This window comes from Oleisolibacter albus, from assembly GCF_003336875.1.
Taxonomy (GTDB): Bacteria; Pseudomonadota; Alphaproteobacteria; order Azospirillales; family Azospirillaceae; genus Niveispirillum; species Niveispirillum album.
Genome location: NZ_QGNJ01000003.1, coordinates 308859 through 324908, shown reverse-complemented (window position 1 = coordinate 324908; position 16050 = coordinate 308859). Strand labels below are relative to the sequence as shown.

Sequence of the window (16050 nt, the reverse complement as noted above, 5' to 3'; positions counted from 1 at the left end):
GAGATGCGGCGCGGTAACACGCGCTGGTCCTGGGTCGCAGTATCCGAAGGGGGTGGTTAACAGTCCCTTCGCGCGGCCGTGACGAAAAAGGGCAAGGCGGCCCTTGTCACGGGTCCGTCATCTCAGCCCAGCCGCCCGGTGCGCACATAGGCGGCGGCGGCATCGGCCGCCCCGGCATGGCGCAGGATGCCGGTATGGGTGGAGCGGATGAACAGATGCGCCCCGGCCCCGTCCAGTTGCGCTTCGCGCGTGCGCACGACAAAATCGTTGTCCCCGTCCAGCAGGGGATTCCAGCCGCACCGGGCATCGCCCCGCCCGGCAGCGATGGTGGCGAAGCCGCATCCCGGTGGCGGCAGCGTGCGCACTGGCTCCGGACGGATCTGGGCGGCGCAGGGTCCCATCAGGCCCAGAAACGGTGTCCGGGCGAAGAACTCGGCCAGCGACGCCCCGCGGTTCGGTGTCGCCACCAGCACGGCCCGGCGCACGGCCATCCGGTCGGACCAGGGGGTGCGGTCGCGGCCGGTCAACATGCGCACCAGCAGCCCGCCCAGGCTGTAGCCGACAAAGGACAGCGAGCGCACGCCGTGATCGGCCAGGAAGGTCAGGGCCTGATCGATGGCCTCCAGATGCTGGGGCATGTCGCCCAGCGTGCTGGCATAGCAGATGCTGACAGCCGACAGGCCGGCGGCGGCCATGGCCCGCTCATACTCGTGCATGCTTTCCGGGCGGCAGGACAGGCCGTGCAGCAGCACCGCCATATGCTTGCGTGGCCGCGGCAGCCGCGGCAGCCCGGCCAGACACGCCTCCGCCGTGCCGATGCGCCGCACCACGCCGTCCGGACCGACCAGCCGGCAGGACTGGTCGATGGCATGGCGCTGCACGCGCCAACCCGCCAGCACGGCCAGATCGGTCCAACTGTGGCGGCGCCCCCAGACGAGGGGCAGGCGGGCACGCCGGCGAAGCGGCCCGGGAATGGGCTCAGCAGGGGTCATGGGACAAGGCGGATGTTGGCAGAAGCGGGCCGGAGGCCCCTGCCGCAACTCTGACAGTTCTGACGTTACGATTTTGTTACCCTACCCCCTTCGCGGCTCCCCCGCTCGCGGTTTGACAGCAGGTCTCGCCTGCGCCTATATCGTTTCATATGATACAATCACGGGAAGGACGCGCCATGAGCATCGACCCGACCACCACCGCAGGCGGAGCCGCAGCGGCCCCGCTGTGCGGCTTTGGCAACCATTTCGCCAGCGAGGCCGTACCGGGCGCACTACCGTCGGGCCGCAACTCCCCCCAGCACGTCCCGTTCGGCCTCTATGCCGAGCAACTGTCCGGGACCGCCTTCACGGCGCCGCGGGCGGAGAACCGGCGCAGCTGGCTGTACCGCCTGCGGCCCACAGCCTCCCACCCACCCTTCCAGCCCTATGGCAAGGCGACGCTGCTGTGCGCCGGCCCGTTCGACGAGGTGCCGCCCACGCCCAACCGGCTGCGCTGGGACCCGCTGCCCCTGCCGGCGTCGCCGACAGACTTCGTCGATGGCCTGGTCACCTATGGCGGCAATGGCGACCCTGCCACAGCGGCGGGCATCGCCATCCATCTCTATGCCGCCACCGCCTCCATGCAGGACCGGGTGCTCTGCAACGCCGACGGCGAACTGCTGATCGTGCCGCAGCAGGGCCGGCTGCGGCTGGTGACGGAACTGGGCATCCTCACCGTCGACCCGCAGCAGATCGCACTCATTCCCCGGGGCCTGCACCTGCGGGTGGAGGTGCCGGACGGAGCTGCGCGCGGCTATGTCTGCGAGAATTACGGCGCCCTGTTCCGCCTGCCCGAGCTTGGCCCCATCGGGGCCAACGGGCTGGCCAATCCCCGCGATTTCCTGGCGCCGGCAGCCTGGTTCGAGGATGTGGAGCGCCCGACCGAGCTGGTGCAGAAGTTCGCCGGGCGCCTCTGGCACACCACGCTGGATCACAGCCCGCTGGATGTGGTGGCCTGGCATGGCAATCTGGCACCGCTGACCTATGATCTGCGCCGCTTCAACACCATCAACACGGTGAGCTACGACCATCCCGACCCGTCGATCTTCACGGTGCTGACCAGTCCCAGCGACACGCCGGGCACGGCCAATTGTGACTTCGTCATCTTCCCGCCGCGCTGGATGGTGGCCGAGGAGACGTTCCGCCCCCCCTGGTTCCACCGCAATGTCATGAGCGAGTTCATGGGACTGGTCCATGGCGCCTATGACGCCAAGGAGGGCGGATTCGCCCCCGGCGGCGCCTCGCTGCACAGCTGCATGGCCGGCCATGGCCCCGACCGGGCCAGTTATGAGAAGGCGGTGGCCGCCGACCTCGCACCGCACAAGATCACCGATACCATGGCCTTCATGTTCGAAAGCCGCTGGATCATCCGCCCGACCCGCTTCGCCATCGAAACGCCGCTGGCCCAGCTCGACTATGACACGTGCTGGTCCGGCTTCCGCAAGGCCGAGGTGCCTCCGTGCCGCTGACCACCGACCGCATGATCGACATCCTCGACGAAACCCACGACCCCGCCCGGCGCAGCTGGGTGGACTCGGCCAACGGGCACCCCGACTTCCCGATCCAGAACCTGCCGCTGGGCGTGTTCAGCCCTGCCGGGGATGCGCCGCGCATCGGTACGGCCATTGGCGGCCATATCCTTGATCTCACCGCCACGGCGCGGGCCGGGCTGCTGCCCGAAACCCTGACCGGGTGTCTGGGCGCCGACAGCCTCAACGCTCTGTTCAGCCGCCCGGCGGCTGAGCGGCGGACCCTGCGCCGGCATCTCTCGGCCCTGCTGTCCGATCCGGCGCAGAAGCCGGTGCTGGCGCCGCTGCTGTTTGCCGCGGCCGACTGCCGGCTGCATCTCCCGGCCCGGATCGGCGACTACACCGATTTCTATGTCGGCATCCATCACGCCACCAATGTGGGCCGGCTGTTCCGCCCGGACAATCCGCTGCTGCCCAACTACAAGCATGTACCCATCGGCTATCATGGCCGCGCCTCGTCGGTGCGGCCCTCCGGCACGGCGGTGCAGCGCCCCTGCGGCCAGCGCAAGCCGCCCGATGCCGATGCGCCCCTGTTCGGTCCCAGCCGCCGTCTCGACTACGAGCTGGAGCTGGGCATCTGGATCGGTCCCGGCAATGCCCTGGGCCAGCCGATCCCCATCGCCGAGGCACCGGCCCATGTGGCCGGGTTCTGTCTTCTGAACGACTGGTCGGCGCGCGACCTGCAGGCCTGGGAGTACCAGCCGCTGGGTCCTTTCCTGGCCAAGAGTTTCCTGACCAGCATCTCACCCTGGGTGGTGACGGCCGAGGCGCTGGCTCCCTTCCGTTTGGCCCAGCCCGCGCGTCCCGCCGGCGACCCGCAGCCCCTGCCCTATCTCTGGGATGAGGCCGACCAGGATCGCGGCGCCCTGGCGCTGACACTGGAGGTGCATCTGTCCACGGCCGCCATGCGGGCGGGCGGGCTATCCCCGCACCGCCTCAGCCGCGGCGAGGCCACGGCCATGTACTGGACGGTGGCGCAGATCGTGACGCACCACGCCAGCAACGGCTGCAATCTCAACCCCGGAGACCTTCTCGGCAGCGGCACCCTGTCGGCCGCCGATCCTGGCGGTTACGGGAGTCTGCTGGAAATCACGGCAGGCGGCAGCCGACCGGTCACGCTGCCCAATGGCGAGCAGCGCACTTTCCTGGAGGACGGTGACGAAATCACGCTCAGCGCCAGCGCCCAGGCCGACGGCTATGTGCCCATCGGCTTCGGGCCCTGCACCGGAACGGTGCTGCCAGCGCTGTGACAGCACCGCCCGCCCCAGACCGGCGGTCAGGCGGTCTGGCGCTGATACAGATAGGGGTGCGGATTGGCCCTGGCCGCCGCCTGGGCCGCCTCCAGCGTGTCGCGGCCGCCCTGCTCATCACACAGCACGAATCGCAGCGCCGTGATGATCCAGTCGCGGCCGTCGCGGGCCAGGGCAAAATCGTACCGGCCACAGACCTGCCAGTGCCGGTCGTCGATCCAGTGGTCGGCCACGGCGGTTGCCGTCGCTTCCGCGTCATTGCCATGGACGCGGACGGTCAGGTCGCTGAGGGCGTGGCGGGTACGCTCGAATCCCGGCAGCAACGCCGCCCAGCCGGACACCAGATCCAGCGGGCGCTGGACCGACGCGGCACTGCCGGTCAACGAGCTGTAGTCGACCAGCACCTGGCTGGCGAACAGCTGCTCCAGGCTGCGGAATTCACCCCGATCCGCCAGGGTGGTCATGCTTTCGATGACGGTCTTGATGGCGGCTTCGTCGGGAGTTTGGATCGGGGCCTGTACGGCACCGCAGGGAAGAATGGGCATGGTGCGGACTCCAGTTCCGGCGGGGGCGGGAGACCATCGTCCCTGCGGCGGCGAGGCCACGCCAGTGTCGCATTGTCGCTGCGCGCAAATGGCCGCCCCTGTGCCCGCGTGCCTGGCCAGAACCGGGCACGCGGGTCACTGCGGTCAGCCCTTCAGGCCGACAAAGGCGGCATGGCGTTCGGCCATGTCCGCGGTTGCCGCCTCCAGCAGCCGCAGCCCGTGTTCGGCACTGGACAGGTTGGGGTTCGAGCCGATGCGGCCATCGGCATAGGCCGCCCGGTAATCCTTGGCGTCGGTCCAGCTGTGGCCCTTGGGCGCGATCTCCGGCGATAGGTCGCCCTTGCGCTCCAGCTCGGGATGCAGGGCCCAGGTCACCGACACCTCGCTGGCCGTGGCGTGGCTGCCGTCGGCTACCCCGTACAGTTCCTTGCACAGGGTGGCCACACGCTGACCATCCCACCAGTTGACCAGCTGGCAGCGCGCCGGCGCCCCCTCCCCGAACGACGCGCGGGCGTTGATCTCCTGGAAGGCGGTGTTGGCGGTGGCCACATTGCCACCATGGCCGTTGATGAACAGGATATGCTCGAAGCCGTGCAGGCGCAGCGACGCCACCACGTCCTGGATCAGCGCCATCAGCGTGCTGGGGCGCAGGGCCACGGTGCCGGTGAAGGCCAGATGATGATGGGCCATGCCGATGCCCAGCGTCGGCCCGACGATGGCGCCGACGCGCTCACCCAGACGCCAAGCCACGGCCTCCGCCGTCAGGGCGTCGGTGCCGATCAGCCCGGTCGGGCCATGCTGCTCCGTGGATCCGATGGGAACGATGATATCGCGCCGGCTCCGCAGATAGCTCTCCACCGCAGGCCAAGTCATCAACTGCAAACGCATCTGTCCGTCCTTCCGACACAGGCAAAACCGGCAGGGGCATGGCGGTGGTAAACCGGACCGCGCCCTCTGGCCCCGTGGCCAGGGCCGCCGCAGGGTCACACCCTACAACGCGGCGTCGGTCAGGCAAGCGCCAGCCGGACCATGCCAGATCTGAAAGAAAGCACGGAAACCGGACCTGCAGCGAATCACGGCCGTCTCGCAGACGGATCCCTGGACGGGAAGGCGGATTCGCAATGGCCGGGTCCCCCGGACACATCGCGGCCATCCATAGGGAAATGGCGGGAAACGCCCGTCAACCTATCCGTAAGCTATCTCGCAATCCCGCCATATCTCGATACTCTCCCTCTTTCGGTCTAGCCTCAAAGATGTGCTCATTCGGAGATCTATCGGTGGGACAGAGGTTGGGACATAAGCCTGCGGCCCTCTCCGCCCGACAAGGCTGGCCGGCGCCGGCTGTGCCGATCCGGCGCAGCCCATGATCGGGAACGGCGCATGAGTCGCAACGGTTCGCGCTGAACCGGCTGCCGATTACGACATCCTCCCGGCGCTCTCCACCCCCTGCCCCCTCCTGATCCAATGCCTGACACCACGCCTCATTCCCAGGACAGCGCCCCCCTGACCAGCCATGCCGCTCTGGTCGGGCATCGTCTGCTGTCGCTGGGTCTGATCAGCAGGGATCAGCTGGACGCCGCGCTGGCGGTGAAGGCACGTTCCACCAGGATGCTGGGGTCCATCCTGGTGGATCTGGGCTTTATCACCGAGGATGCACTGTGCGCCGTGCTGTCGGAGGGCATGGGGCTGGACCGGTTCAATCCGACAGGTACGCTGCTGGACGCCGAGACGGCGCGGCGTTTACCGAAGCAGTTGGCCCTGTCCTGCCGGGTCCTGCTGCTGTCCCAGACCCAGACCACGGCCGAGGTGGCCATGGTCGATCCCTACGACGTGCTGGCCATCGACCAGGTCCGCCGCCACCTGCCGGCCCAGGTCCAGGTGGTGCCGCGTGTCTGCACCGCTGCCGACATGGCCCAGGCCATCGACCAGGCCTATGGCCATGAAATGTCGATCGACGGCATTCTGCGGGAATTGCGGAACGGGACCGACCACTTCGCCCGATCCACCGGTGAGGAGGGGTATACCCACCCGGTGGTCCGGCTGGCCCATGCCATCCTGCTGGATGCAGTCAAGCAGGGCGCCAGCGCCCTGCATTTCGAACCGGAAGACCTGTTCCTGCGCCTGCGCTACCGCATCGACGGTGCCCTGCACCAGATCCGCGCCTTCCACAAGGACTTCTGGCCACCCCTGGCGCATCGGCTGAAAACCCTGGCCGGCCTCACCGACACGCTGTCCCCGCAGGACGGCCGCTTCTCCCTGAACCTGGGCAGCCGCAGCATGGAATTCCGGGCGGCGGCCCTAGACACCATCCAGGGCGAGAACATCGTCCTGCATGTGGTGGACAAGAGCAAATCCGTGAAGTCACTCGCCGATCTCGGTTTCAGCGGCCGGAGCCGCCTGCGGCTGGACCAGGCGCTGAAACGGCCGGAGGGGATCATCATCGTCACCGGTCCCGGCGGCAGCGGCAAGACCACCAGCCTTTACGCCATGCTCAGCCGGGTCAACCGTGTGGATGTCAACCTGATGACACTGGAAGCCGGGGTTGAACACCGGCTGCCGCTGATCCGCCAGACCGAGATCCGCGACCAGAGCGGCCTGCCCGCCGCCGAGGGAGTCAGGGCGCTGCTGCGCCAGCACCCGGACATTCTGTTCATCGACGAGTTGCGTGATCCCGGAACGGCGCAGATGGCGCTGCACGCCGCCATGAGCGGCCATCAGGTCTTCACGACCCTGGATGCCAACGACGCCATCAGCGCCTTTGCACGCCTGCTGGATCTGGGGCTGAAGCCCGGCCTGCTGGCCGGCAACATCATCGGCATTGTGGCTCAGCGCCTGGTGCGCACGCTCTGCACCCGTTGTCGGCGCGAACGGCCCGCCACGCAGGAGGAATGCCGGCTGCTGGGCATCTCCGCAGAGACACCGCCGCGGCTCTACGACGCCACCGGTTGTCCCGAGTGCCATCATACCGGCTATCGTGGCCGCGTGGCCGTTTCCGAACTGATCCTGGTCGATGAGGACGTGGACGACGCCATCGCCCGTGGTGCCGATCGCGCCGAACTGCGGCGCATCCTGCCACGCACCGGATTCCGACCGATGCGGGAAGAGGGGCTGGAGAAAGTCCTGGCCGGGGAAATCTCGTTGGAAAGCCTGGGACGCGCCATCGATCTCACGCCCCTGCTGCGGCAGGTCGAAACCGGAACACGATGACGACGATGCGCCCCCGTGTCTGCGTACCCGCCAACCGCAGGGTGCCCCTCACCCGACCGGCGCTGATCGCGTGGCACCTCGCCCGCTATCGCTGTCGCACGCCGCCCCCTCATTGTCGCGGATCTCGCGTCGATAGGGGTGGGTATGTTAACCTTCCACCGGCCCTTTGCTTCGGAGTCGCTGATGCCGATCCAGGATGAGGAGACGCATCCTCTGTCGCCATCCGTGCGGGAAATCCCATGCCCAGCGGCCCTCCACCGGACCTGGATCGAGGCAGGCATTGCTCTGGCGGATAATCCGGATCTGGTCTGGAGCTGCCGCATCCTCGATATTTCCAGCGGCGCCTGCGCCCTGTATTGCGAGGAGCCGACGCCCCAGCTGGCCGCAGTCCTGCTGACCCTGCCGGGGCTGGAGGACAGCATCATCGGCCGCATCGTGGCGGATCAGGGCTTCGTCAAGCACCTCAGCTTTGCCCTGCCGCTGGATCTCTCCCGCCTGACGCCAGCCCTGGCGCAGGGAACGTGACGGTCTTGCCGGCCTCGCTGGCAACTGCGTCGCTCGCCTTCCTTCTCGGTCTGAGCGTCGGCAGCTTCGTGGCGGCCGCAGCCATCCGCATTCCCTGCGGGACAACATTGTGGGGCCGGTCGGCCTGTCCCCACTGCGGCAGCAGCCTCGGTGTGGCCGATCTGGTTCCGGTCCTGTCCTGGCTTGTCCTGCGCGGCCGCTGCCGCCACTGCCACGCCCCCGTTCCCGGCCGTTACACCCTGGTGGAACTGGCAACGGGCTGCCTGTGGCTTGGCTGCTCCCTTTGTCTGCCGGACCCGGTCTGGGGTCTGACGCTGGCTCTGCTGGGGACGATCCTGCTGTTGGCAGGATTGATCGACCTGGACCATCTTTACCTGCCGGACCCGCTGATGCTGGCCGCGGCCCTGTTGGTGCTGTTGCCCTGGACCGCCGGTCTGTCCAGCCCGGTGCAAGGCTTGGCGGGTGCCGGATTGTTCGGGGGGCTTGCGCTGCTTCTCCGCTGCATCGCCTCCTGGCGCGCGGGACGGGAGGCGATGGGACTTGGCGATGTCAAGCTGATGACGGTCGCCGGACTCTGGCTCGGCCCCTGGCTGCTGGCCCCGTTCCTCTTCTTGGCCGGGACGATGGGCATCGGTCTGGCTCTGCTGCGGCAGCGGTCGGGGCCGGACCGGGGGCCGGAAGTGCCATTCGGCCCGGCACTGGCTCTGGCGCTGCTCATTCTTCTGTTCCTCGTCATTCGGCAGTGGCCGCCGCTCGCCTCGATCAGCGGACCGCTTTGACCGGCAGGGAATTGGCGACGGCAGGATGACGGTTGCCCGGGCCATGCAAGGGGCGGGCCGGCTGCCGGGCGCCGAACGCATCGCACCCCCGTTTTTCATTGTGCCAAAAATGATTGCGCACAATTCAATTGCTCGCCATATTTGACTCACCACACGGCGCCCGGTCCCGTCCCGGCACCAGGCAGCCCCCTCGTCCTGACGCAAGGAGACTGACAATGAAGGTTCTTTACAGCACCAAGGCCACTGCCACGGGTGGTCGTGATGGCAAGGCCGTGACCGAGGATGGCCTGCTGTCCGTCGCCCTGGCCACCCCGAAGGAACTGGGCGGTGCCGGGGGCGCCACCAATCCCGAGCAGCTGTTCGCGGCCGGCTATTCCGCCTGCTTCATCGGCGCGCTGAAGTTCGTGGGCAACCGCGACAAGATCGCCGTACCGGCCAATGTCGCCGTCTCTGCCCGGGTGGGCATCGGCCCGCGCGATGATGGCGAGGGTTTCGGCATCAGCGTCGATCTGGAGGTGTCGCTGCCCGGCCTCGACCGTGCCCTGGCTGAGGATCTCGTGGCCCGCGCCCACAAGGTCTGCCCCTACAGCTTCGCCACCAAGGGCAATGTGCCGCTGACCACCACCCTTGTCTGAACGCACACCGGACCGGCGCCGGCCGGTCCGGCCGATATCATACCGCGATATGGAAGCGATCCCCTGGCCCGCCAGGGGATCGCGCGCTATTCCTGGGCCTGTGTCCCGTCGGAGGAGTCCATGCCCGCCACGCCCGATCCGCTGAACCCGCTGCTCCTCTGCAACCAGCTCTGCTTCGCCCTCTATTCCGCCCAGCATGCCATGACGCGGGTGTACCGTCCGCTGCTGGAGGCCATGGGGCTGACCTATCCCCAGTATCTCGTCATGCTGCTGCTGTGGGAACAGGACGGACGCTCGGTCAAGGCGCTCGGCGAACAGCTCGGCCTGGACAGCGGGACACTGACTCCCCTGCTGAAACGTATGGAAGCCCAGGATCTCCTCCACCGCTCCCGCGACCCCGCCGACGAGCGCGTGGTCCGCGTCCACCTGTCGGACAGTGGCCGGGCGTTGAAGCAGCAGGCGGCCTGCATCCCGACACAGGTCGCCGCCGCCACCGGCCTCTCGCTGACGGAGCTGGTCACCCTGCGGGAAGAGCTGAAGCGGCTGCGCGCCGCTCTGGACCGGTCCGCAAATAGCTGACTGCCCCGCCGGGGCTGCCATCCCCGACTGCACTGCCGCGAACTGGCAGACGCATGGGCCGCCCGGCACGCCGCAACACACCGGATGGAGCGCTGTTTCCCGCGCATGGACCGGCCGATGGCCGGCCGGTCGCCACCTCCGGAGTGCCCATGCCCCCTGTCGTCGGAATTTCCGGCTCCTATGGCGGCCTCAATGTCGGGGACGAGGCCATCCTCAGCTCGGCCATCCGGCAGCTGCGCACGGCCTGCCCCAGCGTGGAGATCGTGGCCTTTTCCCGCGATGCCGAGCATACGCGGCGCCACCAGGACGTGGACCGGGCGTTGAACGCCCGCACGGCTCTGCGCGACCAGATCCTGCCCGAGGTCGGGCGTCTGGACCTGCTGCTGCTGGGCGGCGGCGGTATCCTGTATGACAGCGAAGCTCAGGCCTATCTGCGCGAAGTGCGTCTGGCCCATGAGCTGGGCATTCCCACCTTCGCCTTCGCCGTGGGCATCGGCCCATTGAAGGAACGGGATGAGCGGCGTGCCGTGCGCGACGGACTGAACCGCATGGCCGGCATCACCGTGCGCGAGGTCACGGCCAAGCGCCTGTGCGAGGAGATCGGGGTCCGTGTGCCGGTGGAAGTGACGGCCGATCCGGCCTTGCTGCTGGAACCGCTGGCCTTCACCGACGCCATGCTCCAGGCCGAAGCCATCCCCAGCGACCGCCGTCTGGTCGGGCTTTCCGTGCGGGAACCCGGTGCCGCCGCGCCCGGTCTGGCACCGGGGGCCTATCACGCGCTGGTAGCCGATGCCGCCGACTTCATGGCCGACCGCTTCGACGCCGATGTGGTGTTCGTGCCCATGGAACGGGTGGACCGCAACGAAAGCCATCAGGTCATTGCCCGCATGCGTCGGCCGGAGCGGGCCCATGTGCTGCGGAGAGCCTATGATCCACGCCAGATCATGGGGCTGGTGGGCCGCTTCCAGGCCGTGGCCGGCATGCGGCTGCACGTCCTGATCTTCGCCGCGGTCATGGGCGTGCCCTTCATGGCCCTGCCCTATGCCGCCAAGGTCCAGGACCTCGTCGACAGCCTGGGCATCGCCGAACATATGGCAGCCGGCGACGCCCGCACCGGCGCCTTCCTGGCCGCACTCGACCGGCTCTGGGACCAGCAGGACATCCAGCGCCGGCATCTCGCCGGGCGGCTGCCGGACCTGCAGGCGCTGGCCCGCCGCACCGTACCGCTGGCCCTGGCCTGCATCGGCCAGGGGCCGGGGGGCGATGCGGCCCCACCGCCACGCACGGGAGAAGACCTTGCCAATCCTCCGATTGCTTTCTGAGACTGAAACCCTGGCCCTGCCGCCCCGCGCGGCCCCGGTGGCGGCCCGGTGCGACGTGTTGGTCATCGGCGGCGGCCCGGCGGGCATGGGTGCCGCCCTGGGTGCCGCCTGGGCCGGGGCCGATGTCATCCTGACCGAACGCCAGGCCTTCCTCGGTGGCAACCCGACCGTCGCCCTGGTCAATCCGCTGATGTCCTGGCACACCCAGCGCAAGCCGCCGGCGGCGGCGGACATGACCCGTCTGCTGCCCCAGGATCATGGCGAGGGCGACCCCATCGTCGCCGGGGCGCTTCAACATGTCCTCGACCGGTTGCTGGCGGCCGGTGGGGCCCTGCCACCGACAGTGGAGACGGGCTACACCGTCCCCTTCGACCCCGAAACCTATAAATCTGTCGCGCTGGAGGTTCTGGACGAGGCCGGTGTGCGGATATTGCTGCACGCCTTCGCCACCGATGTCTGCCGCCGTGACGGCCGGCCCCGCGGCGTCATCTATGAAAGCAAGTCCGGCCCCTTCGTCATCCAGGCCGGCTGCATCGTCGACGGCAGCGGCGATGGCGACATCGCCGTGAAGGCCGGGGCCGATTTCGCCATCGGTCGCAGCGAGGATGGGCGGGTGCAGCCGATGACGCTGATGTTCCGCATCGGCGATTTCGACCCCGATGCCTTCGCCGCCTATGTCCGCCAGAATCCGGACCAGTGGCGCGGCGTGCACGGCCTGTGGGACCTGATCCGGCAGGCCACCGAAAGCGGCGAGCTGGACCTTCCGCGGGAGGATATTCTGTTCTTCGCCACCCCCCACCCGCACGAGCTGTCGGTGAATTCCACCCGCGTCACCGGCATGCTGGGCACCAGCATCTTCGACGTTTCCCGCGCCGAGATCGAGGCGCGGCGGCAGATGGGCCAGATCATGGGGTTTCTGCGCCGGCGGGTGCCGGGCTTCGCCCATGCCTATGTCATCCAGGCCGGCACCCATATCGGCGTGCGCGAAACCCGCCGCATCGTCGGCGACTACACGCTGACGGCCGAAGATGTGCTGGGGGCCGCCAAGTTCGACGACGGCATCGCGCGCGCCAGCTACCCCGTGGACATCCACAATCCCACCGGCAAGGGCACGGTGTTGAAGCGACTGCCGCCCGGCGCCTGGTACGATGTGCCGCTGCGCTGCCTGCTGCCCAGGGGCGTCGAGAATCTGCTGGTGGGCGGCCGCTGCATCAGCGGCACGCATGAGGCCCACTCCTCCTACCGCGTCACGCCCACGGCCATGGCCACGGGGCAGGCCGCCGGGGTCTGCGCCGCGCTGGCCGCCCGGCAGGGCCTGCGCACGCGGGAGGTGGCGTCAGAGGCGATCCGCACCGAACTGCGGCGCCAGGGTGCGATCCTGTAAAAGGAAACCCCGCCCGGACATCCGGTCCGGGCGGGGTCTGGTCACAGACCGGTGTCAGCGGACCCGCGTCAGCTGGCCCGGATCTTGGCCAGGGACGCATCCACCGCCTGGCGCAGACGACCGGACTCCTCGGCCAGCTGCACCGAAACCGACAGCACCTCCTCGGCGGATTTGCCGGATTCGGCGGCGGCATCGCGGACACCGGCGATGTTGCTGCTCACCTCCTGGGTGCCGCTGGCGGCTTCCTGGACGTTGCGGGCAATTTCCGTGGTGGCGGCGCTCTGTTCCTCCACCGCGGCGGCGATGTTGGAGGAAATGTCATCGATCTGGGCGATGATGCTGCCCACGCTCTTGATGACATGGGCCGTATCTCCGGCCACCCGCTGCATGTCGCTGACCTGGGCCGAGATGTCCTCCGTGGCCTTGGCCGTCTGATTGGCCAGGGCCTTGACCTCGCTGGCAACGACGGCGAAGCCCTTGCCCGCCTCACCAGCCCGCGCCGCCTCGATGGTGGCGTTCAGCGCCAGCAGATTGGTCTGACCGGCAATGTCGGAGATCAGCTGGACCACGGCCCCGATGCGGTTGGCGGTCTCGGTCAGGCTCATCACCTGACTGTTGGCCTGCTCCGCCGCACCGACAGCATCGCGGGCGATGGTGGCCGAGCGCGTCACCTGCTGCCCGATCTCGCGGATGGAGCTGGACAGTTCCTCCGTGGCCACGGCCACCGTCTGCACATTCTGGTTGGCATTGAGGGACGAGGTGGCCACCACGTCGGCCTGCTGGCTGGTCTGGGTAGCGGTGGCGGTCATGGACTGGGCCGTCCCGTTCATGGTGCGGGCAACCCCGTCCACGCGCTCGACCACGGTCATGACCTGCTGTTCCAGTTGATCGGCCAGTTGCAGCATACCGGCCCGCCGCTCGGCCTCCGCACGGGCCTGATCCTTGGCCCGCTGATCGATCATCTGCTTCAGGTCGTTCATCATCTTGCGCAGCGCATCGGCCAGGGTGCCAATCTCGTCGGATTGCTGCACATCCAGCGTCTGGTCGAAACGGCCCGTGGCGATGCCTTCGGCGAAGCGCACGCTGGCCCGGATCGGACGGGCGATACCCCCGGCCACCAGCCACATCAGCCCCACGGCGGCGGCTGTCACCGCGATGCCGACGACGATCTGCCACAGCAGACTGGTGCCGGCACGGTCCTCCAGCGCGGCGCTCAGTTTGAAGCTGTCGGCCAATACCACATCCTGCGCCACCTGGATCATCACGGCCCAGGGCTTGCCGGTGTTGCCCAGCGGGATGGGAGAAAAGACGCGGATCTGGCCGGGAGTGGTCTGGGTGTCGATGCTGGCCTTGCCGCTCTGGACCACGCCCAGATCCTGCTGCCAGCTGCCAGCCAGTTTCGACAGGGGCTGACCGATCAGATCCGGCTTGGTGCTGTGGGCCACCACCAGCCCCATGTTGCTGATGATGACCACCTGATTCTGACCGCCATAGACGGCCTTGCTGACGTCCTCGGCCAGCTTCTGCACGAAATCCAGATTGAAATCGGCGCCGGCGACGCCGCGGAACTTGCCGTCGATCACGACGGGCACGGACAGGGTCGCCAGGAACACCGACTTGCCCTGAACGATGTAGGGCAACGGATCGAGCACGCTCTCCTTGCCGTTTTCCTGCGGGCCGATGTACCAGCCACCCTTCATCACCCCGTTGGGATGGCGTTCGCGGCTGTCATACTCGACCAGCGTCTGCATGGCGATCCGGCCATTCTGGTCGCGATTCCAATAGGGCAGGAAGCGGCCGGTGCCATCCGTCCCCGTCTCCCGGCGGCCGCGGAACTGAGCGTCGGCAGCGTCCAGCGCGTCAGGCTCCCAGGCGCTGTAGGTGCCGTTGAAACGCGGATTGTGCTCCAGCACCTTCAGCAGAACGGCGTTTAAACCATCGCGGCGCCGGTCCACCGGCAAATTGCCCGGGTTCTTCGGATCGGCCAAGGCAGCGAAACCGTCGGCCATGGCCCGGGCCGCATCCAGTGCCTTCTCGAACTCCGACTGGATGTCGCCGGCCTGCGCATCGGCCAAATTCTGCAAGGACTGGGTGGCCGAGCGCTCGACGATGCCACTGACGGCGTTCTCGACGAACTGGTTGTTGGAGCGGCTGCTCAGCACCGCGAACATCACCAGAATGACGACCGTGCCGACCAGGCACAAGCCGGCCAGCAGGCCAATCTTGGCCTGAATCGATTTCAATTGCATAACGCCCCTCCTGAACATCTGCCGCCGCCGACCGTTCGGCACCCGCGCAGGGGCCGCCACCTATGGTATAGGACGGCCAAAATCAACCACAACTCAGAGCGGGTCGCATCGAGAAATGCTTCACTCGGCAAATCAATGCGAGGGTGAAAATATCCGCTTTTCAATTATGGTCGGGAGAAGAGCCGCAATTCAAAAGTTCTTAGGGATAGATTGCGCGACGTTGGCGGCTAAGGAATTTCTCGTTATTCTTTGATTTGCACTTCTCGCGCCTTAGTAATTCCGTAACGAACCAGTTCGTATTCGAAGGGTGAGCCGGTTTCATGATAGCGGAAGGGCACGCGGGCACGTGCGTCGATCGGTTGCAGCGTGTAGCTGGAGATGGCATAGGCATCATTGTGCTGGATGCCGTCGGGCAGCACAAAATCAAAGGCGACCCAATCCGCCACCCGCCCGACCCCGTCGCGCAGGTTTGACGGGCCGAGAGCCGGCAGCACCAGATAGGGGCCGGGCGCAACACCCCAGTAGCCCAGCGTCTGACCGAAATCCTCGTTTTCCCGCTTGATCTCCAGATCGGTTGCCACATCGAACAGGCCGAAGACGCCGACGGTGGAGTTGATGACGAAGCGCGCCAGAGTGGGGGCGGCCTTGGTGACGCGGAGTTGCAGCACCGAATTGAGGAAGGTGTTCACCTCCCCCAGATTGAGGAAGAAATTCGAGACCCGGGTTCGCACGAAGCCGGGCGTCACCGCCTCATAGGCATCGACCACGGGGATCAGCACATAATCGTCCAGCTTGGCATTGAACTTGTAGAGCTGGCGGTTGGTGCTCTCCAGCGGATCGGCGACATAGAGCGGGTCCCGCACCTCCGGCGGGCGCTGGTACAGTGCGGGCAGTTGGCGCTCCGGCGCCTGGACCGGCGAAGCGGCTTCCGGGCCGGACGCACAGCCGCCCAGGGTCGGTCCGCCCAGAGCCAGGACGCACAGCAACGGGATGAGGCGGGTGCGCTGCGGCATGG

The 16050-nt window shown here is 67.7% G+C and carries 14 protein-coding genes; 9 read left to right on the top strand and 5 right to left on the bottom strand.

Annotation, left to right across the window (positions count from 1 at the left end; genetic code table 11):
- Positions 1 to 122 precede the first annotated feature (122 nt).
- On the bottom strand, positions 123 to 992 hold the full coding sequence (locus DK368_RS06295; protein WP_155524493.1) for an esterase/lipase family protein: 870 nt from the start codon (positions 990 to 992) through the stop codon (positions 123 to 125).
- Between the two features lie 176 nt (positions 993 to 1168).
- Here DK368_RS06295 and hmgA point away from each other — a divergent pair, with 176 nt between their 5' ends.
- Together hmgA and fahA are read left to right on the top strand one after the other, a co-directional pair.
- Positions 1169 to 2500 (top strand): homogentisate 1,2-dioxygenase, encoded by a 1332-nt coding sequence (gene hmgA, locus DK368_RS06290; protein ID WP_114393071.1) that lies wholly within the window; start codon positions 1169 to 1171, stop codon positions 2498 to 2500.
- Positions 2491 to 3810: a fumarylacetoacetase gene (gene fahA / locus DK368_RS06285; RefSeq protein WP_240002359.1), complete on the top strand. Its 1320-nt coding sequence runs from the start codon at positions 2491 to 2493 to the stop codon at positions 3808 to 3810. The genes hmgA and fahA overlap by 10 nt, the downstream gene beginning before the upstream one ends.
- 26 nt (positions 3811 to 3836) lie before the next feature.
- Here the strand turns inward: fahA and DK368_RS06280 are convergent, their stop codons facing one another.
- Positions 3837 to 4355: a nuclear transport factor 2 family protein gene (locus DK368_RS06280; RefSeq protein WP_114393070.1), complete on the bottom strand. Its 519-nt coding sequence runs from the start codon at positions 4353 to 4355 to the stop codon at positions 3837 to 3839.
- 144 nt (positions 4356 to 4499) lie between these two features.
- Positions 4500 to 5243: a creatininase family protein gene (locus DK368_RS06275; RefSeq protein WP_114393069.1), complete on the bottom strand. Its 744-nt coding sequence runs from the start codon at positions 5241 to 5243 to the stop codon at positions 4500 to 4502.
- 576 nt (positions 5244 to 5819) lie between these two features.
- On the opposite strand from DK368_RS06275, the gene DK368_RS06270 reads away from it, so the two are divergent.
- The 7 genes from DK368_RS06270 (at position 5820) to DK368_RS06240 (ending at position 12786) form a co-directional block, all read left to right on the top strand.
- Positions 5820 to 7562, top strand: a complete 1743-nt coding sequence (locus tag DK368_RS06270) for a GspE/PulE family protein (RefSeq protein WP_114393068.1) — start codon at positions 5820 to 5822, stop codon at positions 7560 to 7562.
- A gap of 183 nt (positions 7563 to 7745) precedes the next feature.
- A complete protein-coding gene (locus DK368_RS06265; protein WP_114393067.1) occupies positions 7746 to 8087 on the top strand; it encodes a hypothetical protein in 342 nt (113 codons plus the stop codon).
- Positions 8084 to 8866, top strand: a complete 783-nt coding sequence (locus DK368_RS06260; protein ID WP_205028077.1) for a prepilin peptidase — start codon at positions 8084 to 8086, stop codon at positions 8864 to 8866. The genes DK368_RS06265 and DK368_RS06260 overlap by 4 nt, the downstream gene beginning before the upstream one ends.
- A 215-nt stretch (positions 8867 to 9081) precedes the next feature.
- Positions 9082 to 9501, top strand: a complete 420-nt coding sequence (locus tag DK368_RS06255; RefSeq protein ID WP_114393066.1) for an organic hydroperoxide resistance protein — start codon at positions 9082 to 9084, stop codon at positions 9499 to 9501.
- 120 nt (positions 9502 to 9621) lie between these two features.
- Positions 9622 to 10080, top strand: coding sequence for a MarR family winged helix-turn-helix transcriptional regulator (locus tag DK368_RS06250; protein ID WP_114393065.1), 459 nt, complete (start codon positions 9622 to 9624; stop codon positions 10078 to 10080).
- Positions 10081 to 10229: 149 nt separating this feature from the next.
- Positions 10230 to 11402 (top strand): polysaccharide pyruvyl transferase family protein, encoded by a 1173-nt coding sequence (locus DK368_RS21965; RefSeq protein ID WP_162305906.1) that lies wholly within the window; start codon positions 10230 to 10232, stop codon positions 11400 to 11402.
- On the top strand, positions 11377 to 12786 hold the full coding sequence (locus tag DK368_RS06240; RefSeq protein ID WP_114393063.1) for an FAD-dependent oxidoreductase: 1410 nt from the start codon (positions 11377 to 11379) through the stop codon (positions 12784 to 12786). The genes DK368_RS21965 and DK368_RS06240 overlap by 26 nt, the downstream gene beginning before the upstream one ends.
- 68 nt (positions 12787 to 12854) lie before the next feature.
- Here DK368_RS06240 and DK368_RS06235 read toward each other — a convergent pair whose 3' ends face one another.
- Complete coding sequence (locus DK368_RS06235; RefSeq protein ID WP_114393061.1) at positions 12855 to 15035, bottom strand: methyl-accepting chemotaxis protein; 2181 nt, start codon at positions 15033 to 15035, stop codon at positions 12855 to 12857.
- A gap of 242 nt (positions 15036 to 15277) precedes the next feature.
- The gene (locus DK368_RS06230; RefSeq protein ID WP_114393059.1) at positions 15278 to 16048 is read right to left on the bottom strand and encodes an MlaA family lipoprotein; all 771 of its coding nucleotides are present in this window, start codon (positions 16046 to 16048) and stop codon (positions 15278 to 15280) included.
- Positions 16049 to 16050: the final 2 nt, after the last annotated feature.

Coding starts and splice junctions, on each gene's coding strand:
- DK368_RS06235 (WP_114393061.1), bottom strand. CDS start 15,035: ATGCAATTGAAATCGATTCAGGCCAAGATTGGCCTGCTGGCCGGCTTG.
- DK368_RS21965 (WP_162305906.1), top strand. CDS start 10,230: ATGCCCCCTGTCGTCGGAATTTCCGGCTCCTATGGCGGCCTCAATGTC.
- DK368_RS06230 (WP_114393059.1), bottom strand. CDS start 16,048: ATGCCGCAGCGCACCCGCCTCATCCCGTTGCTGTGCGTCCTGGCTCTG.
- DK368_RS06250 (WP_114393065.1), top strand. CDS start 9,622: ATGCCCGCCACGCCCGATCCGCTGAACCCGCTGCTCCTCTGCAACCAG.
- DK368_RS06270 (WP_114393068.1), top strand. CDS start 5,820: ATGCCTGACACCACGCCTCATTCCCAGGACAGCGCCCCCCTGACCAGC.
- DK368_RS06295 (WP_155524493.1), bottom strand. CDS start 992: ATGACCCCTGCTGAGCCCATTCCCGGGCCGCTTCGCCGGCGTGCCCGC.
- DK368_RS06255 (WP_114393066.1), top strand. CDS start 9,082: ATGAAGGTTCTTTACAGCACCAAGGCCACTGCCACGGGTGGTCGTGAT.
- DK368_RS06280 (WP_114393070.1), bottom strand. CDS start 4,355: ATGCCCATTCTTCCCTGCGGTGCCGTACAGGCCCCGATCCAAACTCCC.
- DK368_RS06265 (WP_114393067.1), top strand. CDS start 7,746: ATGCCGATCCAGGATGAGGAGACGCATCCTCTGTCGCCATCCGTGCGG.
- DK368_RS06275 (WP_114393069.1), bottom strand. CDS start 5,243: ATGCGTTTGCAGTTGATGACTTGGCCTGCGGTGGAGAGCTATCTGCGG.
- hmgA (WP_114393071.1), top strand. CDS start 1,169: ATGAGCATCGACCCGACCACCACCGCAGGCGGAGCCGCAGCGGCCCCG.